The organism is Terriglobales bacterium, assembly GCA_035561515.1.
Classification (GTDB): Bacteria; Acidobacteriota; Terriglobia; order Terriglobales; family Acidobacteriaceae; genus DATMXP01.
Window position 1 is genome coordinate 1 of the sequence record DATMXP010000050.1, and the last position, 22,034, is coordinate 22,034.

Here is a 22,034-nt window from a genome sequence, read left to right on the forward strand (position 1 = left end):
GCTTTGTTTTCTTATAGAAAGGCAAAACCGGGGGGGAGGGGGGAGGGGTTACCCAATTCGCGACAGTCTGGGCAAGGGTTTTTCTAACCGCCAGCCCCTGAATTAGGCGCCTGCCGAGATTTCTCTTTCCACTCAGGGTATTGCATACTGGTTACTGGATGACGCCGAACTTCTTGCCGCCACGCAGCCTCACCACGCCGCTCTGGAAGCGGTTGTTTTCCAATCTGCGCGACGCCATCGCCCCGCCGAAGCAGCCGCCCCTGCAAGTCACGTCGCAGCCAGTCAACCTGGGGATGATCCTCGGCGACCGGCTGGCGATGCCGTGGTACCGGACGGTTTTCACGAACCTCGGTGACGTCATCACCCCGGAAACGCAACCGCCTCTCGAACTCCAGTCCGCTCCGGTGGACGTGGAACTCATCGGCGACCAGACGTCGAAGCCCTGGTGGACGTCGCTGGTCCGCAACTTGGCCGACGCGATCGCACCCGAGCGCCAGCCCGCGCTGGCCATCACTTCGGCGCCGGTGAATCCGCCGCGCGCGTCCGACTACCTGACCGCGCCGCGCTGGTCCGACCTGCTCGACACTCCAAAAGTCTTCTACCCCGACGCGCCGAAAGATCCCGCCGAACGCTACCGCGGATTTGTCTTCGCGCCCCCACCGCCGCCGGTCCGCACTCCGGCAACCGAATCGGCCTACCAGGTCCGCGTCCGCCAGATCATGACGGAAAAGAAAAAGAACCTCCGCTACGCCCGCCTCCGCGAAGGACTCTGGGTAAGCTGCGTGCTGGCGGAAGTCGTCTTCCTGGTGCTGTGGTGGTGGAGATTTTAGTAATAAAGGAATGGTGGAGGCGGCGGGAGTTGAACCCGCGTCCGAAGGTGTAGTCAGCAGAGAGCCTACATACTTAGTCGCATTCACGCCGGGCTTACGCCCAACTTTCGCCGCTCGCGCTGAGAACGCGACAAGAAACGCGAGCCGCTAGTCCGCAAATCTCGGTTCCGCCCTTGGACCTCGGTTGGAACCCAGCCTACTGTGCGACGCCGGCTCTCAGCCCGTAGACAAAGCCGAGGACAGCGGCAACCTAACTAATTAGGCTGCGTATGCCAGTTCTTGATTGGCAACTATCATTTTTGCCACAGTCACGGGCGTGTGCACCCCGGTATGCCTCGCTGCCGCAATCATCTCCGTCGAAGCCGTGGCGCCCCCATTTCGGTGTGCCCGCTGTGCAGAAACCTTGCGGTCTGTTCGACCGGCCCGGGGCTGGTTTTCTCCGGGCCGCTGTCCCTTCCAGTGTATCGCTACACAGAAGGTAGTCAAACTATCTATTAGATGTAAAAGATTTGCTTTTGATTCAATGCCTTGCGCCGATTTAGTTTGCATCCCGACGCTTAGACAGTCATCGAATAGTTGTCGCGGCAACCACGTCTGTTGCCGATGTGCCATTCATCACCGCACCCATAACAAAATCCATTTAGTCTCACCGACGGAGAACTTGCATGAGTCATACAGTCGAAGTTCCTGAGCAATCCAATACATCTGCCAAAACCACGAAAGCGCTCGGCTACGCCGCACAAAGCGCTACTTCCCCACTCGCGCCGTTCTCGTTCGAGCGCCGCGTTCCCGGCCCGAAGGATGTTCAAATCCAGATCCTCTATTGCGGAGTTTGCCACTCCGATCTGCATACAGTCCGCAACGAGTGGAACAACACCATCTATCCGTCGCTGCCCGGACATGAAATCGTCGGCCGCGTAACAGCCGTCGGCAACGAAGTAAAGAAGTTCAAGGTCGGGCAAGTGGCCGCTGTCGGCTGCATGGTTGGCTCCTGTGGAACCTGCCCGAACTGCAAACAGGGTTACGAGCAATATTGCGATGTGGGCTTTGTTGGAACATACAACGGTGAAGACAAGGTCCTCGGCGGCATGACTTACGGAGGCTATTCGACGCATGTTGTGGTCGACGAGCACTTCGTCCTGAGCGTTCCCGAGAATCTACAGGACAACCTTGCCGCTGTCGCGCCGCTGCTCTGTGCCGGCATTACTACGTACTCCCCGCTGCACCATTGGAAGGTCGGTCCCGGACAGAAGGTCGGCGTTGTCGGTCTCGGCGGATTGGGCCATATGGCCGTGAAGATTGCCGCCGCGATGGGCGCGCACGTGGTCCTCTTCACAACGTCGCCCAATAAGAAAGACGACGCGCTTCGGCTTGGGGCGAAAGAGATCGTCGTCACCAGGGATCCGGCCAATTTCGAGAAGCACCTGAACAGCTTCGACTTCATTCTCGACTGCGTCTCGGCGCAGCACGACATCAACCAGTACCTGAACCTGCTGAAGCGTGATGGCACGCTGACTCTGGTGGGTGCTCCCGAAAAGCCGCTTCCGGCAGAAGCTTTCAGCTTGATCTTCAAGCGGCGACAGTTTGCGGGTTCGCTGATCGGCGGAATTCCAGAGACGCAGGAGATGCTCGACTTCTGCGGCAAGCACAACATTGTTTCCGACATCGAGATTATTCCGATCCAGAAGATCAACGAAGCATACGAGCGCATGCTGAAGAGCGACGTGAAGTATCGCTTTGTAATCGACATGGCTTCGCTTCAGCAATAAACCTTAGACGACAACCGCATAAAGAGCACTTGGTGACAACAATCGCTGAGTGCTCTTTTTGTTTTCTTAGGGATTAATGCGGATTACGCCCACTCAAAATCGCTTGTATTCTGCGGACAAGAAAGATGGACTTTCCACCGGAAGGCCTTGTACTCCATTCAAGGAGAACGGCCTGTTCGTAATCTGTTGGAGGTTACGTCGATGACCTAAAGTCCAAATATCGTAACTAATGGTGTGAGCTACCACGCCACTAGAAGCGCAAGGAGATTCAAGTGGCATACCGCCCCCAGTACACCTTCATCTTCCTACTGTTGTCGTTCTGTTTTGTTCTTACCGCTTCCGCAAAAGATAACCAACTTACCCCGGCTCAGGTCGCAGCGAAGGTTGCGCAGGCTGAGCGTCTTACTCTGTCGCTGAGCGCGTCAGTGGACGAGTACAAGAGTGCACCGAATTCCGAGAAGTCCCAAAAGCTAATGAACGCCCGCGGGCTGGCAAAGCAGCGCGCGGCAGTGATGTCCGAACTGATGCGTCAGGCTCCGGCCGATGCGTTGCGCTTGCTTGCACCAGCGGGATTGCGCAGTTCGCTTCCCGCGGCCGATCAGGGTTCAGTCGAAGCACCCGTTACGCTCGACGGCGAGATGGAAGTGCTGATCGAAGAGCGCAATGACGGTTCCCATCACGATCACTTCTTCCTGAAGACGGCGAGGGAACGTCTTGAACTGCACTTCGGGGCAAACAAACCGTACCAATTGCGCGGCGGAGACAAGGTCCGCGTGAAGGGTTCGCGTTTGAATACTGATGTGCTGATGCGGTCGGGAACGGACTCGAGTTCCGTACAGACCCTGGCGCTTGCGACACCGAACACATTTGGCGCGCAAAGCACGCTGGTGATCCTGGTGAATTTCCAGGACAACACCTCCCAGCCTTACACTCCGGCCTATGCGTATGACGTAGTCTTCAACACCACGAGCAAGTTCGACATGGAGAACTCGCAGAACCAGACCTGGCTCACGGGAACTGTGGCCGGATGGTTCACCCTGCCGATGTCGAACAGCACTTGCGACTACAACCAGATCGCCACGCTTGGCGATCAGGCCGCCCAGAATGCCGGCTACAACCTGAGCCAGTATCCGCGGCGCGTGTATGGCTTCCCTTCCGGTAGTTGCGGCTGGTGGGGACTGGGCAACGTAGGCGGAAATCCGACGCATGCCTGGATCAATGGCACCTTCAGCCTCGCGGTGGTCGGTCACGAAATGGGCCACAACCTTGGCTTGTGGCACGCGCGTTCTTATGACTGCGGCACAACGACGCTCGCGGCAGGCTGCAGCATCGGCGAATACGGCGACAATTTCGACATCATGGGCAACGGCTACTACGAGCACTTCAGCGCATTCCAGAAGGAACGCCTGGGATGGCTGAACTATGGCAGCTCTTACCCGCTGCTGACGGTACAGTCGAGTGGCACGTACACAATCGAACCGTATGCGGCCATGACGAGCGGCTACAAGGCCCTGAAGATCCTCAAGAGCACCGACAGCTCCGGATACAAAACCTGGTATTACGTGGAGTTCCGCCGTCCGGTGGGCTTTGACGCAATGGGCATTATCGCCAACAACAGCAACGTAAGTAATGGTGTGCTCGTGCACACGGGCTATGAAGGCAACGGCAACAGCGCCAACCTGCTGGACATGCAACCCACAAGCACGGGCTGGAGCGGGCCGGCGTTGAGCGTCGGACAGACATTCTCGGATCCGGATTCAGGCGTGGCGGTCACGCTGGCATCGTCGAGCAGCACGGGGGCGACCCTCAACGTCTCGCTCACCGGCGCGCCCTGTACGAAGTCGAATCCCGCCGTGTCACTCTCTCCTTCGCAAAGCCAATGGATGGCGCCGGGTTCCACCGCCACCTACACGCTCAGCGTAAAGAACAACGATTCCACCAATTGCTCGGCCGCAACCTTCAATCTGGCGAATGTGGTCCCATCCGGCTGGGTTGGGTCCCTTGCCAGTTCGGCCATAGTCGTGAATCCGGGCACGAACGCATCGACGTCGCTGAAGGTTACCTCTCCTTCGGGCGCAACGAGCGGCTATTACAACTTCACCGCCAGTGCGGCAAACTCTTCGGCTACGAACTACGCTGCATCGACAACGGGCACTTATGTTGTGTCCAGTTCGATGGGCGTCACCGTTTCGACGGCACAGACGTCGTACTCGCGTAACACCACTGTACCTATCAGCGTTAGCGCGAGTGCGAACGGCGGGCCGGTGTCCGGTGCAAGCGTGAAGGTTTCCGTCACCAAGGCCAATGGCTCGGTCACGAACCTCAGCGGCACAACGGGCTCCAACGGCACTGTCACGTTGAACCTCAGGCTGAAGAAACAGGATTCGGTCGGCACCTACTCGGTGACGGCTACCGTGACCAGCGGATCGATCTCAGGAACAGCATCCTCCTCTTTCGTCGTGAAGTAGTCCCATCATTCCTCCTTCGGGCCACCGCTTCGGCGGTGGCTTTTTTGTTCACAAAGGCCTGTGAGTAAGATCACCGACTCTGGTGTCAACCTGTCTCAGACTCCCACCCAGAGGTGCTTTATGCCGATCATTGCTATGGGGGTGGTGGCCCTGATCGTGTTCGTGGTAATGGGCGCGATGCTGTTCTACGCGGCGTATGCCGAGACTAAGACTGAGCATGAGATAGCCCACAAGCAAGGTTCGAAGCCGGAGTTGAAGAGTCACGCCCCCACTGCGTGATTCGCTCACTGCGCTCCGGTCCAGCGGCATGGAAACACTGCGCAAGGTACTCCGCCCGCGCACGTCTCAGGAGGCGAGTTTCCATGCCGCTTTCATCTCCAGCCCTGTCCGCCGCCTGACCCCTTGCGATACACTGGACTGTAAGCTCCGAAACGGAGGAGCGAGTGAATACCCGCAGAATTCTTTCCAGCGTTCTACTTCTATTTACGATCGTCGTTCTGCTGTTGTGGTACGCGCGCAGCGACCGCCAGGTTTCCGCACGGCCGGTGGGACAGTCGATTGTGATTCCAACTCCACTGGGACTGCCTCCGGTACCGTTTCCCGCGGACAATCCGCCCACGGCCGAAACCGTTGCGCTTGGCCGGCAGCTTTACTACGACACCAGCCTTTCAGCGGACAACACCATAGCCTGCTCCACATGTCATGATCCGGCGTTTGGCTTTTCCGATCCGAAGCCGGTTTCCGAAGGCGTGCTGAAACGGACGGGCACACGGAATTCCCCGACGGTGCTGAACTCCGTTTACTTCTCCTCGCAGTTCTGGGATGGCCGTGCCGCGAGCCTGGAACAACAGGCCGAAGGTCCGATGCAGAATCCCGTCGAGATGGCCCACTCATTGCGTGGAGTGGAACAGAAACTAACCCAGAATCCCAGGTACGCCGAGGAATTCCGGAAGGCATTCGGTAACGGACCAATCACCATTCAGCGGGTGGTGAATGCGATCGCGGCTTTCGAGCGCACCGTGGTGAGCGGAAATTCCCCCTTCGATCGCTGGTACTACGGCAAAGATGAGAAGGCGGTCAGCGATTCGGTGAAACGAGGCTTCGAAGTATTCCGCGATCCTCATAAGGGCAACTGCCAGACGTGCCATACGGTGAACGAAAACTACGCTCTGTTCACCGACAACAAGTTCCACAACATCGGCGTGGGCGCTACCGAAGACAGCGTGAAAGATCGCGGGCGCTTCGATGTGACGAAGGATCCTGCCGACACCGCTTCCTTCAAAACTCCGACGCTTCGCAATGTGGCGCTGACTGCACCGTACTTCCATGACGGTAGCCGCAAGACGCTAAAGGAAGTACTCGACTTCTATATCGGCGGCGGCAACTCCAACCCGCATCTGGATAAGGAAGTCCACGCTCTCGACTTCCTGACTGCGCAGGAACGCGCCGACCTGATTGCATTTATGGAATCGCTTACGGGCGAGATGCCGAAGGATGTTGGGCCACTACCGCAACACGAACTGACAGCAACGCAATCCGGCAAATAAAAATGACCCGCGTCCCCCGACGCGGGTCGAAGTTATCAGAAGGTCACTTACGTCCTTGCCACCACAGCGGTGGCACCCCGGTTTGCGTTGTACGCATGCAGAGCTTCGATCATTGCCCGGATATTCTGGCCGGGCATTCCGGGACTGGTACCACCACCCAATGAGAGGATGATCCCCTCTCCCTGGGAGTCCTCAAGCACATCGAGCGTCGCGGCCTTCACCTCTTCCGGTGTGCCCCGAACGCCAATCTCCAGCGGATTCACATTGCCCATCAGACACATGCGATCCCCTACCCGCTGCTTCACTTCGCGAATGTTTCGCTGCTTTCCCCAGTTCAGCACGTTGAAGCCGACGTCGGGCAAATGGTTCAGGCAGGCGCCGACTTCCGCATCGTTGTGATAGACCTTGATCCAATCTTTTGGAAACGCGTCGCAGATTCGCTTCAGGTACGGATGAGCGAATTCGAGATACTTCTCTTCATTGATAAAGCCAACGATATCGTCGAGGATAAAGATGCTTTCGACGGTGTCGCCCAGAACCTTGTGCTGCGCTTTCAGCCAGTCGATGACGACATTCGTGCAGAGGTCGATGAGCCGGTGAGCGCCGGCAGGGTCCTTGCGAATGTCCATCATGAACTTCTGTGTCCCGCGAACGAAACCCGCCGTGCAGAGAGGGCCGCGAGCGGTGATCATGGGCAGCGTGTAACCTGCGTCGAGAATGCGCTGCTTCACCATGCTCATGTGATGAAGCGTGAGGGCGGCGTACGAGTCCACTTCCACTTCGTACTTGGAAATCTTATCGATGTCTTCGAGGCGATACAGAGTCGCTTCCTCGCTAGGAGTGGTATTGGGCCAGAACTTGATCTTCGCGCCGAGAATGGACGGCTCGGCGGCCATACCGAATTCCATCCACCAGGACGGGACAAAGATGACCTCAGGAAATTCATGCATGATCGTCAGGTTCGAGCGGAACCAGAGGTCGAGATCAAGGTAGTAATCGAGATGTTTGAGGCCGAGATAACCCGGGACCCATGGGCTGTCGATAATCATGGCCATGGGTATCTGGCTGAGTTTCTCGAGGCGGGCTGCTTTCTTAAAGGTCTCCCACTGTTGGGGAAGCATAATGACTCCAGCTACGTTTGTTCGATGTCCGAACTATTGAAATCCGGCGACAGATTACCACTGTGCGGGTGGAAGTCAATTGCACAGGTCACAGAGGAAAGTGTACGACTGAAGCGGTTTAGCTCGGTGCGATGTCGATGGATGTTCCGCTCGCATCATGCGATGGTCGCGCAAGGCGCAAGCAATCGTCGCGCAACGCGCTAGTTTTGGTTAGAATCAAGGCACGGCCCTGTAGCTCAGATGGATAGAGCAGCGGTTTCCTAAACCGTTGGTCGGCAGTTCGACTCTGCCCAGGGCCTCCATTCCTGGACCCCTTACAAAACAACATGGATGTCTTCCTTGCGGGCATTTGAATCGCGTCACTAAACGCACCAACTAAATATTTCCTATCACGAAATGAGTCCCAATTCGGGACTGCACTCAAAAACGTGGATTTTTCACGCCTTGTGACCTCCTGCGAGGGGGACAATCTCGACTAGGAAACGATCCCTTCAGGTGTAAACACCCAATCCATGCGGTTCGGCTCTTGTCTCAACGACCCTAGATACTCGTTGGAGGTCGATATGAGTTTCTCGAAACCGTTGTTTCACAATGTACTTCCCTTGCTTGCACTTGTCGTATGTTCAATTGCCTCGGCACGTGCAGGTGACTGGGCAGTATTTTGTCCAGATTCAAAAATCAATGAAGTGTTAAACGCTTTGGACAGCATTGGGCCTCACACGATATGGATCGCGGGCACCTGCAATGAAAACATAACCATCGCACAGAGACACAACGTAACTCTGCGGGACATGCCTCCTTGGACGGCATCCATCGTGGCAGCGGATCCAGCAATGCCTACGGTCGGAGTCTATTCCTCTCACGGCGTGACGCTGGAGAACTTGACGATCGAAAATGGTGCACCGGGGTTGCTGGTAACTCAGCAATCGCAAGTGGTCCTGCGCAACTCTGTCGTGCAGAAGAACGCACCCAATGGTGTTGATGTGCTTATCGGATCCGTTCTCGAAGTAGATGGAGGGTCGATCATCGACAACCAGAGGAACGGCTTGCGCACGGACAGCTCAGTTGTATGGGTGGGCCCGGAACGTTTGTTCATCGCGCGGAATCTTGGAGGCGCGGGGCTCAACGTTGTTGCCAGCGACATCGAGGTAAACAACGGCGCTCTCACGGTGGAGGACAACAACACTGCTGTTTCGGTCGTGAGTGGTCGGTTAACTCTATTCGGCCCTGCTACTGGGGATGGAGTGATCTTTCAAAACAACAAGGCAGGCCTGAACTTTGTGAACGCATCTGCATTTCGTGTGGCCAGTGCCTTTGTCATTCGCAACAACGGACAAATCGGAATACGAATGGCGGGCAGTTCCGCGCAAATCGGTAGCCCAGGAGTAATCGAAGGACACTCGATTAACGGAGTGTCGGTCGGTAGCCTCAGTCGCTTCACCATTACGGGCGGTATGACACGAATACAAAACAATGGCAACAGCACCAACCCTGAACGCGGCGGAATCCGGCTTGATGGCGGTGCATCGCTGGACGCGACAAACATCACAATCTCCGAAAACGGCGGTTTCGGCTTGCTGGCGATACAAAATAGCAGGATGACGATCGGCGATGCGACGATCTCAAACAATTCCGACGCCGGAGTTACGGTCAGACGCCTTTCGAGCGCGCATTTCGATAATCCGCCGGTGATCAGTTCCAGCGGTCGAGCATCGATTGTTTGCGATACCACTTCGTTGGTCAGTGGGAACCTAACCGGCGTGGCCGGCATTGATTGCAGCCGCATCGAACGCGAAGTTGGGCCACCACACGATGGCACAGTACATTAATTGCAGGGTGGCCAACTACGTCGGCACAAACATGAGAAGGCCATCGTCTGCGGTGGCCTTTTCACACCAATTATGGGTGTAGAAATGGGAGCTCTGTCTATTCCGCCCTCTAGGCTTCCACAAGTTCCTGAGTGATTTCTTTTGGCGCAAGATTAGAAGAGTTCTTCTTGGTATCTGCCGGGCGGCAGTCCACGGTGCCGAGAATGTCGTCGTGCATGTCGGCACGGCGGCGATTCTGCACGATGCCCTCTACGAGCCTTTGCGCACGCGGGTTGAGTACGGCCACAGGAAGAATGCGGAAGTGGCGGAAGATCCAGGCGAGACAGAGCCGCTCAAAGAACGTTGGACAGAGATAGACAGGCCCTGCGCTTGTAACTACTTCAAGTACTCCATTAAGAATTCTGCCAGATGACATGACCGCATTCCTGATCTGATGTTACGGAAAACCGGTCGGGGAGAACGGCTGAAAATCATACACCTGCACGATTTTTGGGGCAACAGAATTAAAGCTGAAGTTTAACTTTAGGTTTCCCCGCCGGTTGCGGGCTGATCGAGGTACTTAATAAAGACGACCTCGTTCTGTTTCTCGTTGAAAACCAGTTCGTCGGCCATGGCTTTCACCATCAGGAGCCCGAATCCCCCAGGGCGAATTCCCTTCTCGGCCCTGACGGTCGTATGGGTAATGAGGTCGCCCCCGGCGTGGCCGACGGCTGCGTGAGCCAGTTCCTCAAACTTGAAACCCGGGCCCGGATCGGATATCCGGTACTGGAGCATGCGGGGAGTCCGCAGATAGGAGATGCGGACGCGCCGAGTTGGGTCGAGTCCTCCGCCCCACTCGACCGCATTCATCAGCAATTCCCGGAAACACTGGGCGACGGAGTCTCGTAATTCTTCGGGCAGACCGGTGATCTGCCGCATGAACTGGTCCACCCGCTCGGCCGCGTTTCGTGAGCACGGCACCGACAGTTCGAACCACTCTGGCTTCGCGGAGATCACCTCTATGGCCGGCAGTCTAGGCGCCTCCAATGATTCCCGCACGAGATGCACCAATTCCTTGGGGTCGAAGGGCTTCCGAACGTAGCCGTAGGCCTGGTCCTTAACGGCGCGGAGCACGCTTTCGGAGGTCTCGTCGGCGGTGATGATTAGGAACCGGGGACCGTCTTCCGAGTAATACCGCTCGAGCAACTCCATACCGTTGAAGTCGGGTAAACCGAGATCCAGGAGGACTAAATCCCAACTCCGACGGAGTAAAAGGTCCTCGGCTTCGGCCCCGGTTCCACAGGTTTCAACGTCCAGATCTTCGTCATGGAGGAGTCGCAAAAGAAGGCGGCACAACTCCGGATCGTCGTCTACGATCAGAATAGCTTTGCGTACCGGCCCCATGTTGCAGCATCATATTCCCCTGCTCCCCTGAAGGCCATTCCCTAAATGGCCAAAGTAATCCGGTTTCGGGCCCCTTTCGCACACGGTTTTCCTAGCAAGGATTGGAAAATGATGCCTCTTCGCCATCGGCCAAAGAAGAAAGGACTCAAACTCGTGACCAGCCCAAAAAAGGAACTCATGCCTGATGCCGTAGTGCCCAACGGTGATGCGGAACAGTCGGGCGCCAGTGTCGATAAAATCCGCGACATACTCTTCGGACCCCAGATCAAGAATTACGAGGCGCGCTTCGTTCGGCTAGAGGAAACGCTCGCGCGCGAAAACGCCCAGATCAAGGACATGATGGCGCGCCGTTTCGAGTCGCTCGAAGGCTTCGTAAAAAAGGAGACGGAAGCACTGGCGTCGCGGATCAAGGCTGAGCGCGACGAACGCAGCGAAGCCGCGCGCGACCTGGCGCGAGATCTGAAATCCGCCACCGAAGCACTTACGAAGAAAATCGTCGAACTGGATAACAAGACCGCGGAAGCCCAGAGCGGACTTCGCCAAGACCTGCTCGCGGAATCGCGCAAGCTGCTGGATGAGATCCGCCGCCGCAGCGATGAACTGACTTCTCTGCTTGAAAAGCGAACTGCCGAGCTGCGTGCCGACAAGGCTGACCGGTCGTTGATCGCGGCGTTGTTGGCCGATATGGCGATGCAGATTTCCGGCGAACCGGAAGGCAACAAGAAGAAGGTGGCGCGCGCCGGACGCGAAGATTAACAGCCATGGCAAGTTCCACCGCATCGGGTGTGACGCCGGAATCTCCCGGCGCCAACCATAATCCGCACTCGCTCGCCGAGCTGCGCGAGTTGATCGTCGGCCCGGAACAACGCGAGCTTGCAGACTTGCGCGCACGGCTCGATGATCCGGAGCTTCGCACACAAGATTTGAGCCAGATCGTGGCCGAAGCCATTGCGTTGCGCGCCCGGCACGACCGAGCCATGCTGCGCACGCTTCAGCCGATGATCGAGGAGGCGCTGCGAATCTCGGTTGAACGCGATCCGAAGATCATTGCCGATTCGCTATTCCCTATCATCGGACAAGCCGTGCGAAAGGCCGTAGCGCACTCGCTGCGAGGGATGGTCGAGTCGCTGAACCATATCCTCGAACGGAGCTTCTCCCTTGAAAGTCTGAAGTGGAGGTTTGAGGCACTCCGGACCGGCAAGTCGTTCGGCGAAATTGCATTGATGCGCAGCTTGCGTTTCAGGGTGGAACAGGTCTTTCTGATCCACCGCGAGACCGGATTGCTGTTGAACCACGTAGCGGCAAAAGGAGCGGTGGTTCAGGATACGGACCTCGTATCCGGAATGCTGACGGCGGTACAGGATTTCGTGCGCGACTCGTTCACCGGCGGCAAGAGCGAGGAGTTGGAGACCATGCAGGTCGGTGAATACGTCGTTTGGGTGCAGCATGGGCCGTCGGCACTACTCGCGGCCGTGGTTAGCGGGGCCGCACCTCCCGACTTGCGCAACGTTTTTCAAAAGGCGCTCGAAGGTATTCACGCCGACTTCGCGGCACAGCTCAGCAGTTTTTCGGGCGACAGCTCATCGGTTGCCGATACCACGCCCAGACTGCAAGCGTGTCTGCTTGGAAGCCAGGCCGCGAAGCCAAAGCATTCCTACCGATGGGTCTGGCCGGTGGCATTGCTCACGATCATCATCGTCGGGGGATCGTTCTATCTCATCCGGCAGCGAATGCGGTGGAATGCCTACGTTGAACGTTTGAGCCGTGAGCCGGGGATCATTCTGGCCTCCGAGCAGCGCGGATGGAATTCGTACTCGGTGGTCGGACTACGCGATCCCCTTGCGGCCGATCCTGAGGTACTGTTGAAGGAATCTGGCGTGAATCCTGAAAAAGTGCATTCACGCTGGGAGCCATACTCTTCTCTCGATCCGACATTCGCTACCGCACGCAAGCTTCTGAATACCCGCGATGCCATCGAGCAGCAGGTGATTCGATTTGCCGTAAGCTCATCGACACTCGATGCCGCGGAACTCGCAAAGCTCGATATGATCCAGGCGCAGATTTCGTTCCTGGCCAGGCAGGCAAAGAGCATGTCGAGCCCGGTGACGATCCAGATCACCGGACACACGGACCGTAGCGGGCAGGAGCTGGCGAATGCACTGCTCAGTCAGCGGCGTGCCGAGGAAGTTCGAAAGGCACTGATCGCGCGGGGCATGCCTCCTGAATTGCTTACCGTGCAAGGCGTGGGAGCGACCCGCCCGGCGGAATCGCAATCGGATTCCTATCTCGAGGACCTCAACCGGCGAGTGACATTTTCCGTAAACCTGCCTTCTCTCAAGGTCGCACCATGATTCAGAAAAAGATCTGCATGGTCGGCGCATTCGGCGTAGGCAAGACAAGCCTGGTATCGCGCTTCGTTCACAGCATCTTCAGTGAGAAGTATCAGACGACTGTTGGGGTAAAGATCGATAAGAAGCAGCTCACTATTGATGGCGAGGAAGTCACGCTGGTGCTGTGGGACTTGGCCGGCGAAGACGCACTCACCACGGTAAAGCCCGCGCACTTGCGTGGCGCGTCGGGATATCTACTCGTGATCGACGGCACCCGCAAAAGCACCCTCGATGTAGCCATCAGCCTTCAGCAGCGGGCTCGAGAGGCCGTGGGTGACGCACCCTTCATCGTTGTAATCAACAAAGCCGATGTCCAGGAAAGCTGGGAGATAAAGGACGCCGACCTCGGATCGTTAACGGCGTTGGGTTGGGACGTGGTGCGCGCCAGCGCAAAGAACGGCGAGGCCGTGGAATACATCTTTCTTGAAATTGCGAAGCAGATGTTGAGAAAGGATCATGCCGAACAGCACTCCACAGCGGGCGCCTGAAGAGGCAGTCCAATTCGACCTTCTGTCTGCATTGGACATCGCCCTGTTCGAGCGAGTAGGCGGATCGTATCGCGTAATTGGGAGTCCGCCCGAATGGCTCACGCGGCTTATGCCGGAATGCACTTCCGATCAGCAGTTCGACATTGCCGCTCGGTTTCCGCTGCTGGAAGTCTTCCTGCCTGATGCGGAGGCGTTCTGGTCCGGCGCGGTGGAGTCGATTGCTCCTTCGGACTTGTGGACGGAACCGCTGGGCAACTCTGACATCCATCTTCAGGCACGCGCAATTCGAAACGGCGACCGTGCCTTCCTGCTGATAGAGCGCGCCGATACCATCTATCGCGAGCACCAGTTGGTACTTCAGTACGCGCACGAGACATCGCTTCAGAATGACACGATCGTGCGTCTGGACGGCGAGGTGCAGCGGGCGAACCAGGCTAAGAGCGACTTCCTCGCCAACATGTCTCATGAAATCCGCACGCCCATGAACGCGATTCTGGGAATGGCCGACGTGCTCGCGGAAACTTCGCTCGACTCCGACCAGCGCAATTACGTGCAGACCTTTCAGCGTGCTGGCAACAATCTGCTCAGCTTGATCAATGACATCCTTGATCTCTCGAAAGTTGAGTCCGGCAAGATCACACTGGAACAGATTTGCTTCGACTTGCACGACGTGATTTCCCAGGTGGCGGAATTGATTCGGGTGAAGACGAAGGCAAAAGGACTCGAAGTCACCGTAAACATTAGTCCGGAAGTCCCCCGCTTCCTTGTCGGTGATCCGACCCGGCTCAGGCAGATCCTGCTGAACCTGCTCGGCAATTCGCTCAAGTTCACCGAACTCGGCGGACTCACGGTTTCCGTGAATGTCGAAACCATCGCCGATGATCGCACCATGCTTCGCTTCGCTGTAGCCGACAGCGGTGTTGGGATTCCTGAAGACAAGCTGAACGACGTGTTTCAGGACTTCACGCAAGTGGACGCATCGACGACGCGCAATTACGGCGGCACGGGACTCGGACTGTCGATATCAAAGAAGTTCGTGGAGTTGATGGGCGGGCAAATCTGGGTAGAAAGCACTCTCGGCCTCGGTAGCACGTTCTTCTTTACGGCTGAGTTCGGTATCGCTTCGGAAGCTTTGATCCATGAATCGCCCGCTCAACACGAGCCTGTCGCGGTGCCGTCGTGTCGTGTCCTGCTGGCCGACGATTCCGACGACAATCGTTTCCTGATTCATGCCTATCTGAAGGACACCGCGTGCGATCTACACTTCGCCGAAAACGGAGAAATTGCGCTGAAGAGGCTGACGACCGAGTCGTACGATCTTGCCTTTATCGACGTGCATATGCCGGTTATGGACGGCTTCGAGGCCACCACTCAGTTTCGGCAATGGGAGAAGTTGAACCGCAGGAGGGTGCTGCCGGTGATCGCCCTGACGGCTGATGCGTTTACGGACACTCGTGCAAAGAGCATTGCCGCTGGCTTTACCGACTATCTGACCAAGCCGATACGGAAAGCTACCCTTGTAGAGGCCATCTGCAAGTACGCGCCCAAGAGCGGCATCGGGCCCACGGATACCCAAGCCGCAGCGAAATCGAGTGAACGCCAGCCGGACAATGACCGTAAGGCTGTTGTCATTGATGCTTCCCTTTCCGACATCGTCCCTATTTTTCTCTCCAATATTCGAGCGAATCCGGAGAAAATCCTGCAAGCACTCGCCGCGGGCGAACTCGACACTCCCCGCACGTTGGGACATAACATGAAGGGCACAGGGACGGCGTACGGATTTCCGGCAATCACGGAGATCGGCGCCGAAATCGAGCGCGCGGCCAAAGTCGGCGAGCGCAACATCATTGCCACCAAGGCAGCCGAACTGGCGGCGTACCTAGAGCAGTTGACGGTGGAATACCAGTAGGAGACCTGCATGCGGGTTCGTTTTTGGGGTACTCGAGGATCCATTGCGACACCGGGTCCGACCACGTTGCGATATGGAGGTAACACCTCCTGCATCGAAGTCGTGACGAACTCCGGGTACCGCTTCATCTTTGATTCTGGAACGGGCATTCGTCCTCTCGGACTCGACCTGATTCAGAAGTCCGCCCAGAAACCCATCGACGCCACCATCCTGCTCGGCCATACCCATTGGGACCACATCCAGGGCTTTCCGTTTTTCATGCCCGCCTTCGAGCCCGGCAATAAGTTCACCGTCGTTGCACCCAAGGGGATGGGGCGATCGCTCGCCGACGTCCTCTCCGGCCAGATGGAGTTCACCTACTTCCCTGTCGAACTCGATCAACTTCCTGCGCGAATCGAATTCCGCGAACTCGGCGAAGGCATCTTTGACTTCGGCGGCGCACGCGTAATCACGCAATTCATCAATCATCCCGCGCCTTGCCTTGGTTACCGGATTGAAGCCGATGGCGTAATCGTCGTTTATCTCTGCGATCACGAGCCGTTTTCCGAGAACCTGTGGCGTGAAGGAGCGGGCCCGGGACGTCCGGAGTCGATTCTTCACGAAGGCGACCGCCGCCACGCTAATTTCATGCGACATGCCGACCTCGTCATTCACGATGCCCAGTACACGCCTGAGGAATATCCGGCGAAACGCAACTGGGGCCATAGCACCTACGAGTACGCGGTCGAACTTGCGGCCATGTCGGATGTCCGGCAGTTGGCGCTGACGCACCATGATCCGACTCACGACGACGCTACAATTGCCGAGATCGAACGTCGCGCACGGAATCTTGCCCGCCGGCGGAATTTTCTGATGCACGTGTTCTGCGCGTACGAAGGACTCGAGATGGGTATCACTGGCAGCGATTCGGACCGCGTCCGCACAATCGATCTCGATCCCGCGGCACCAACCAGCATGCGGAAGATGAAGGTGCTGGTTGTTGACGACGATCCGAACCTCCGACTCTTGGCCGCCGCCACATTGAAGCGCGAAGGCTACGTGATTACTGAAGCTGGAGATGGTATCGAGGCGCTGAAGCGCGTTGCCGACGAACAGCCGGATGTGATCGTCCTCGATCTCGATATGCCACGGCTGAACGGGATGGACACTCTGCGCCGGCTGCGGGCTTCTTCCAGCAGCGTGAAAGAGGTTCCAGTCTTGATTTTGACGGCACATGGCGACGAAGCCAGCACGCGCGCCGGGTTCGATGCCGGTGCGACCGACTACTTGGCTAAGCCTTTCACGCCCCCGCAACTGACAGCACGGTTGCGTGCTTGCCTTAGCCGGGCGACGGCAGCAGCCGGAACAAGATGATGATGAAAACAGTAACTCTCCTCTGTACGCTCCTTTTGACCATGTCCATCTTTGCGCAGCAGCCTCCATCGACTGCGCCTGCCCAAATCGACGCAATGAAGCAGTGTTCTTTTCTCGTAGGCGAATGGAAAGGCGAAGGTTGGATGGCCATGGGACCCGGCGACCGACGAACCTTTTCGCAGATGGAAACTGTGGAGTCCAAGCTCGACGGTCTTGTGCTTCAGATCGAAGGACTTGGAAAAGACGCGAGCGGCAAGATCGTGCATCACGCGCTGGCGACGGTTGCGTATGATCCGGAATCCAAGTCGTACCGCTTTCGCAGCTACGAAAATCACGGGCGCTACCTGGATACGAATGCGGAATGCAACGGCTCGACGTTGTTATGGTTCATGCAGGCCGGCCCACGCAAGATCCGTTACACCATCAGGCTGAACGAAAAGCAGCAGTGGAGTGAAATCGGAGAAGCCTCGCCCGATGGAACCTCGTGGATGAAGTTCTTTGAGATGACGCTTTCCCGCGTGAAATAACTTGCCCTAAAGAGAAACGGCAGCCTGTCGATCGAGGGCTGCCTTTTTCATTGCCGCGATGTGCTCCGGAGTGGTGCCACAACATCCGCCGACAATACTCGCACCAGCCGCGAGCAGTTCTCGAACTTTTGACGCCATGAACTCCGGCGTCTCCTTGTAGACCGTTTTTCCATCTTCGATCACCGGGAGTCCGGCATTCGCGTGCACCAGCAGCGGCGTGTTCGGGAGAGCAGCGCGCATCAGTTTCACGATCTCGATCATATTGGTGATGCCGTTACCGCAATTCGTGCCGACGATATCTGCTCCCGCATCGAGAGCCGTTTGGGCAGCCTGCTCTGGAGTGGCGCCCATCATCGTCCGGAACCCGCGCTTTCCCAGATTGAAAGTGAATGTGCAGATAACGGGTAGTTGGGTATTCTCTTTTGCCGCCCGTATAGCCTGCGTGGCCTCGTGCAGAGAGAAGAACGTCTCGCCGCAGATTGCGTCAGCACCACCTTCGGCCAATGCGATCACCTGCTCCTTGTAAGCGGCGTACACGTCTTCTGAGGATGCCGTCCCGTGATCTTCCTTGAGCATCTGGCCGGTTGGACCCACGGATCCGAAGACATATCCCTTTCCCGCGGCGACCGCTTTCGCGAGCCTTGCGGCAGCGCGATTCAACTCTGCGGCTCTGTCGGCCAAGCCGTACGACTGCAACTTCAACCGGCTTCCACCGAACGAGTTGGTCTCAACGATGTCGGCGCCGGCGTTGATGTAGGCGCGATGCACATCGCGGACTGCGTCCGGGTGCGACACACACCAGGACTCCGGACATTCTCCCGCGGCCAACCCTTTGGCGATGAGGAATGTGCCCATCGCGCCATCGGAAATCAAAATCTCGCCGTTGCGAACTCGATCAAGCAGTGGATGCACTGGCTTTCTCCTAACTGCAACTATCTTTACGTGACTGGTGCCTCGCAAGCCGCAATGTCACAGCAGCCTGTGATGTCGTCCATCTTTTAACTTCCAAGTTCTTGCCAAACAGGGAAATAGAAGGCAATATATGTGCCTCCTCCCTCTGAATAATGCCTTCGACTGTCTGATACGACGCATACCTGCGTCCTCTGTCAGTGGGCAGTACATTTTCTTTCGACTGTGAGGGAAATCATGAAAGGTCTCAAAGTAATCCTGGCGGCAGTTCTGGCGCTGGTCGCCATTACTGCTTTCGCTGCGGACCGTCAGGACGTGCTTATCCGCGCGTCAAAGCCCTACGACAAACTCGTCACTACCATCCAGAACCTCGGTGGTAAGGTCACTTACCAATACAAGTACGTTGACGGAATTGCAGCGACAGTTCCCAACGCCGCGATTCCTACACTCGAAAAACTGCTCGGCGCTGAGAACATCGGCAAGGACGAAATGATGTATATGCCCGATGCCAACAGCGGTACGGCATCGCTAGCGCGTTTTGAAGAGGCCGAGTCGATCGCCGAAACATCAGAGGCCCCGGCCGATTACACTGTGGGCGCCGACATCAGCCATGTTTCATCCTTGTGGCCCGCCGGGTACACCGGAGACGGCATCATCGTCGCAATTATCGATAGCGGCTATCGTCCAATGTATAACCATGTGGCCCCCAGTCGCGTTCTCACCGGCTACAGCCTTGTCCCTGGTGAACCGAATGCCAAGGACAACAACAATTATCCGCACGGAACGCAAGTCGCCGGCATGGTCGCCGCGAATATCGCATTCTGCTTCAGCAACACGGTTCGCTTTGCCGTAGCCGCAGTTGCGATGGGCGCAGCAACGCCCGGCACCGGCACCAACGGATGTGCTACCACTGCCATCCGCGTACCGATGGTCGGCAGCGCACCACTGGCAACGATCTATCCTGTCAAAGTGTTCCCGTACAGTGGCGCGGGCTCTCCCTCGTCCCGGACGCTGGCTGCGATGGAGCACGTCCTCAACCAGCGTAAAGCCTATGACGCCGATCACACTACCGGCGTGAATATTAAGGTCCTGAACATGAGTCTCGGTGGCGGAACCAGCTACGCGGGCCGCACGCTGAATGACCGCATGGTCGAGCAACTTTTGAACAATGACATCGTGACCGTCATTTCTGCCGGCAACGAAGGTTTCTCCGCCATCACCGGTGGATCTCCGGGAACTTCCATGGGCGCTCTGACGGTTGGCGCTGCGCAGACACCTCCGCATGAGTGGATTTATCGTGCGCAGTTCAGCGCTCCTTGCAGCACCGCTCCTCAAGCCCAGGTGGTTGCTTGTGCCCAGATGTGGCGTCCGGATACAAGCATCCAGATGTCATACTTCAGCGGCCGTGGTCCAACTCACGATGGTCGCGCCAAGCCCGACGTGACTGCCTCCGGGTCGTATGATTTCACCCAAGGCAGCGGCACGGCAACGACGGTCAGTTTCGTTTCCGGCACTTCGTTCTCTGCTCCGGAAACCTCGGGCATCGCCGCGGTTCTTCGTCAGGCATTCCCGAATGCAACCGGTCGCCAGATTCGCAACGCCATCATCATGGGCGCTAATCCGGCCATGATCCCGGCTGCCGGGAAGTACGACAAGGGTGCTGGATACGTCGATGCATCCGCTGCTTATACGCTGCTGCAAGCGGGCAACGCCCCCGACACTCTGAAAACCGATTACATGTACAACCGCAACCTGCAGGCGAACCTCTCGCAGGCCGGTTTGCCGGTGTACTCGGCTTACACTACCAAGACGTTCACGAATGTACTGCCGGCACAGGTAGCGGAAGTCATCTACCAGGTTCCGAGGAATGCCGGTGCGCTCTACGTGCGCTACCACGACATTCTCCCCGGCGCCGAACAGAATCCCTTTTTTGGCGATGATCTCTTCCTGGCCGTCCAAGGCAGCATGGTCCACACGAAGGATCGTCGGTTGCCCGGCGAGTATGAGTTCATCAACTCCGATACGACCTACTCGTTTACGCGTCCGGAAGAAGGTATCTGGCGTATTACGACAACGGGTGATTGGACCAACAAGAGCCCCATTTCCTTCAGCGTAGACGTGTGGACGACCGAGGAGTCTTCGCCGCTGTTCACCGCCAAGGCGAGGATCGCTCAGGGCCAACAGCACGTCTACAACCTCACCGTTCCGGCCGGCGTTTCGAGCCTGGACACCACGGCCACCTGGCTAAATATGAATGCCAGCTATCCCATCAACGACATTGACGTGATTCTGGTTGCACCGGATGGCACCGTGAACTACGACTGCGGAACCAATAAGGCTCCGGAGGCGTGTTCGATCGCCAACCCGCTTGCAGGTCAGTGGACCTTGGTCGTCGATGGATACAGCGTGATTCCGGACGGCACCCCCGGCGGACTCGAAACCTATACGGTTCGTGTTGCAGCCGATGGTGTGGTTCTTCACTAAATTGTTTGGAAGTGCTGGGCGGCTGCTGAATGCAGCCGCCTTTCTTATTGCAAAATACCGAATTTCGCGCCGCGGCGCATCTTCGCCGCTTTCACGGTGTTCGCCATCAGCATGGCGATCGTAAGAGGACCAACTCCACCTGGCACCGGGGTAATGGCTCCGGCGACTTCCGCCACCTTCGGATGAACATCGCCAACCAGCGTTGAGCCTTTTTCCGCAAACTGCTTCTCGCGCTTCTGATTGCCGGCAAAGAACTTATCGAAACTCGCGCGGTCAGTTACACGGTTAATGCCGACATCGATCACCGTTGCCCCCGGACGAACCATCTCGGGGGTGATCATGCCGGCCTTTCCGATGGCAGCCACAACAATGTCAGCGCGGCGGCAGACCTCCTTCAGATCACGCGTCTTCGAGTGGCAGATGGTCACCGTGGCATTCGCATTGGTCAGCAGCATGGCAACAGGTTTACCCACGATGTCGCTGCGCCCAACGACAACCGCTTCCTGCCCTTCAATCTTGATTCCGCTGCGCTTGAGAATTTCCATGCATCCGGCAGGCGTACACGGAACCAACCCCGGACGTACCGTTGAGAGGTAGCCCACGTTCATCGGATGGAATCCGTCGACGTCCTTCGCTGGGTCGACCGCGAGTAAAACTCTCTTCGCGTCCACCTGCTTCGGCAATGGCAGTTGGACGAGGATCCCGTCGATGTCGTCGCGCGCGTTCAACTCACCAACTATGGCCAACAGATCTTCGGTCGAATTCTTTTCGTCGGGCGTGATTTTCTCGCTGTACAGCCCTACTTCGTCGCACGCCCTCACCTTATTGCGAACGTAAATCTCCGACGCCGGATCATGTCCCGCCAGCACCGCAGCCAACCCAGGCCGTAAGCCTTTCGCGGCGAGTGCTTTCACCTCTTCCGCTACTTCCGCTCGAATCTCCGCACTTATCCGATTGCCATCAAGAATGATTGCCGACATCACTGTCCTTTCACGGATGGTATCGACGATTTGAAATCGAAAGCGCG

18 protein-coding genes, 1 tRNA gene and 1 other RNA gene are annotated in these 22,034 nt (G+C 57.2%); 14 read left to right on the plus strand and 6 right to left on the minus strand.

What is annotated here, in order from left to right:
• Positions 1-140: 140 nt before the first annotated feature.
• Complete coding sequence (locus tag VN577_21790) at positions 141-830, plus strand: hypothetical protein (GenBank protein HWR17478.1); 690 nt, start codon at positions 141-143, stop codon at positions 828-830.
• 11 nt (positions 831-841) lie between these two features.
• On the opposite strand, the gene ssrA is transcribed toward VN577_21790, so the two are convergent.
• Positions 842-1,205, minus strand: a transfer-messenger RNA (tmRNA) gene (gene ssrA / locus VN577_21795).
• Positions 1,206-1,495: 290 nt separating this feature from the next.
• Here ssrA and VN577_21800 point away from each other — a divergent pair.
• The 4 genes from VN577_21800 to VN577_21815 all read left to right on the plus strand — a co-directional run bounded on the left by VN577_21800 (position 1,496) and on the right by VN577_21815 (position 6,614).
• On the plus strand, positions 1,496-2,599 hold the full coding sequence (locus tag VN577_21800) for an NAD(P)-dependent alcohol dehydrogenase (GenBank protein ID HWR17479.1): 1,104 nt from the start codon (positions 1,496-1,498) through the stop codon (positions 2,597-2,599).
• A 272-nt stretch (positions 2,600-2,871) separates the two neighbouring features.
• A complete protein-coding gene (locus VN577_21805; protein ID HWR17480.1) occupies positions 2,872-5,067 on the plus strand; it encodes an NEW3 domain-containing protein in 2,196 nt (731 codons plus the stop codon).
• A gap of 120 nt (positions 5,068-5,187) precedes the next feature.
• Positions 5,188-5,346, plus strand: a complete 159-nt coding sequence (locus tag VN577_21810; GenBank protein ID HWR17481.1) for a hypothetical protein — start codon at positions 5,188-5,190, stop codon at positions 5,344-5,346.
• A 164-nt stretch (positions 5,347-5,510) separates the two neighbouring features.
• Positions 5,511-6,614: a cytochrome c peroxidase gene (locus VN577_21815; GenBank protein ID HWR17482.1), complete on the plus strand. Its 1,104-nt coding sequence runs from the start codon at positions 5,511-5,513 to the stop codon at positions 6,612-6,614.
• Positions 6,615-6,661: 47 nt separating this feature from the next.
• Here the strand turns inward: VN577_21815 and VN577_21820 are convergent, their stop codons facing one another.
• On the minus strand, positions 6,662-7,735 hold the full coding sequence (locus tag VN577_21820) for a uroporphyrinogen decarboxylase family protein (GenBank protein ID HWR17483.1): 1,074 nt from the start codon (positions 7,733-7,735) through the stop codon (positions 6,662-6,664).
• Positions 7,736-7,960: 225 nt separating this feature from the next.
• Between VN577_21820 and VN577_21825 the strand changes: the two genes are divergently transcribed.
• Both VN577_21825 and VN577_21830 read left to right on the plus strand, forming a co-directional pair.
• Positions 7,961-8,037 (plus strand) — tRNA-Arg (locus VN577_21825).
• 531 nt (positions 8,038-8,568) lie between these two features.
• Positions 8,569-9,564: a right-handed parallel beta-helix repeat-containing protein gene (locus VN577_21830; protein ID HWR17484.1), complete on the plus strand. Its 996-nt coding sequence runs from the start codon at positions 8,569-8,571 to the stop codon at positions 9,562-9,564.
• 109 nt (positions 9,565-9,673) lie between these two features.
• Here the strand turns inward: VN577_21830 and VN577_21835 are convergent, their stop codons facing one another.
• Positions 9,674-9,979 carry a hypothetical protein gene (locus tag VN577_21835; protein ID HWR17485.1) on the minus strand — a complete coding sequence of 102 codons (306 nt, stop codon included), beginning with the start codon at positions 9,977-9,979 and terminating at the stop codon, positions 9,674-9,676.
• Positions 9,980-10,086: 107 nt separating this feature from the next.
• Positions 10,087-10,947, minus strand: a complete 861-nt coding sequence (locus VN577_21840) for a response regulator (GenBank protein HWR17486.1) — start codon at positions 10,945-10,947, stop codon at positions 10,087-10,089.
• Between the two features lie 108 nt (positions 10,948-11,055).
• Here VN577_21840 and VN577_21845 point away from each other — a divergent pair, with 108 nt between their 5' ends.
• From VN577_21845 to VN577_21870, 6 genes are read left to right on the plus strand one after another with little or no spacing between them, the layout of a single operon-like run.
• A complete protein-coding gene (locus VN577_21845) occupies positions 11,056-11,703 on the plus strand; it encodes a hypothetical protein (protein ID HWR17487.1) in 648 nt (215 codons plus the stop codon).
• Positions 11,704-11,708: 5 nt separating this feature from the next.
• Positions 11,709-13,298: an OmpA family protein gene (locus VN577_21850; protein ID HWR17488.1), complete on the plus strand. Its 1,590-nt coding sequence runs from the start codon at positions 11,709-11,711 to the stop codon at positions 13,296-13,298.
• Complete coding sequence (locus VN577_21855) at positions 13,295-13,825, plus strand: Rab family GTPase (GenBank protein ID HWR17489.1); 531 nt, start codon at positions 13,295-13,297, stop codon at positions 13,823-13,825. Before VN577_21850 ends, VN577_21855 begins: the two co-directional genes overlap by 4 nt.
• On the plus strand, positions 13,794-15,734 hold the full coding sequence (locus VN577_21860) for an ATP-binding protein (protein HWR17490.1): 1,941 nt from the start codon (positions 13,794-13,796) through the stop codon (positions 15,732-15,734). Before VN577_21855 ends, VN577_21860 begins: the two co-directional genes overlap by 32 nt.
• Before the next feature lie 9 nt (positions 15,735-15,743).
• Positions 15,744-17,087 (plus strand): response regulator, encoded by a 1,344-nt coding sequence (locus VN577_21865; GenBank protein ID HWR17491.1) that lies wholly within the window; start codon positions 15,744-15,746, stop codon positions 17,085-17,087.
• The gene (locus tag VN577_21870) at positions 17,084-17,614 is read left to right on the plus strand and encodes a DUF1579 family protein (GenBank protein HWR17492.1); all 531 of its coding nucleotides are present in this window, start codon (positions 17,084-17,086) and stop codon (positions 17,612-17,614) included. The genes VN577_21865 and VN577_21870 overlap by 4 nt, the downstream gene beginning before the upstream one ends.
• A 6-nt stretch (positions 17,615-17,620) precedes the next feature.
• On the opposite strand, the gene VN577_21875 is transcribed toward VN577_21870, so the two are convergent.
• Complete coding sequence (locus VN577_21875; protein ID HWR17493.1) at positions 17,621-18,526, minus strand: homocysteine S-methyltransferase family protein; 906 nt, start codon at positions 18,524-18,526, stop codon at positions 17,621-17,623.
• 234 nt (positions 18,527-18,760) lie between these two features.
• On the opposite strand from VN577_21875, the gene VN577_21880 reads away from it, so the two are divergent.
• Positions 18,761-21,007, plus strand: coding sequence for a S8 family serine peptidase (locus tag VN577_21880; protein ID HWR17494.1), 2,247 nt, complete (start codon positions 18,761-18,763; stop codon positions 21,005-21,007).
• 44 nt (positions 21,008-21,051) lie between these two features.
• On the opposite strand, the gene VN577_21885 is transcribed toward VN577_21880, so the two are convergent.
• Positions 21,052-21,987, minus strand: coding sequence for a bifunctional 5,10-methylenetetrahydrofolate dehydrogenase/5,10-methenyltetrahydrofolate cyclohydrolase (locus VN577_21885; protein ID HWR17495.1), 936 nt, complete (start codon positions 21,985-21,987; stop codon positions 21,052-21,054).
• Positions 21,988-22,034 lie beyond the last annotated feature (47 nt).

Bases quoted from the DNA above. Each gene is read 5' to 3' on its own strand.
- VN577_21800 (HWR17479.1), top strand. From the start codon at position 1,496: ATGAGTCATACAGTCGAAGTTCCTGAGCAATCCAATACATCTGCCAAA.
- VN577_21810 (HWR17481.1), top strand. From the start codon at position 5,188: ATGCCGATCATTGCTATGGGGGTGGTGGCCCTGATCGTGTTCGTGGTA.
- VN577_21820 (HWR17483.1), bottom strand. From the start codon at position 7,735: ATGCTTCCCCAACAGTGGGAGACCTTTAAGAAAGCAGCCCGCCTCGAG.
- VN577_21830 (HWR17484.1), top strand. From the start codon at position 8,569: ATGCCTACGGTCGGAGTCTATTCCTCTCACGGCGTGACGCTGGAGAAC.
- VN577_21835 (HWR17485.1), bottom strand. From the start codon at position 9,979: ATGTCATCTGGCAGAATTCTTAATGGAGTACTTGAAGTAGTTACAAGC.
- VN577_21840 (HWR17486.1), bottom strand. From the start codon at position 10,947: ATGGGGCCGGTACGCAAAGCTATTCTGATCGTAGACGACGATCCGGAG.
- VN577_21845 (HWR17487.1), top strand. From the start codon at position 11,056: ATGATGCCTCTTCGCCATCGGCCAAAGAAGAAAGGACTCAAACTCGTG.
- VN577_21850 (HWR17488.1), top strand. From the start codon at position 11,709: ATGGCAAGTTCCACCGCATCGGGTGTGACGCCGGAATCTCCCGGCGCC.
- VN577_21855 (HWR17489.1), top strand. From the start codon at position 13,295: ATGATTCAGAAAAAGATCTGCATGGTCGGCGCATTCGGCGTAGGCAAG.
- VN577_21860 (HWR17490.1), top strand. From the start codon at position 13,794: ATGCCGAACAGCACTCCACAGCGGGCGCCTGAAGAGGCAGTCCAATTC.
- VN577_21865 (HWR17491.1), top strand. From the start codon at position 15,744: ATGCGGGTTCGTTTTTGGGGTACTCGAGGATCCATTGCGACACCGGGT.
- VN577_21870 (HWR17492.1), top strand. From the start codon at position 17,084: ATGATGATGAAAACAGTAACTCTCCTCTGTACGCTCCTTTTGACCATG.
- VN577_21880 (HWR17494.1), top strand. From the start codon at position 18,761: ATGAAAGGTCTCAAAGTAATCCTGGCGGCAGTTCTGGCGCTGGTCGCC.
- VN577_21885 (HWR17495.1), bottom strand. From the start codon at position 21,987: ATGTCGGCAATCATTCTTGATGGCAATCGGATAAGTGCGGAGATTCGA.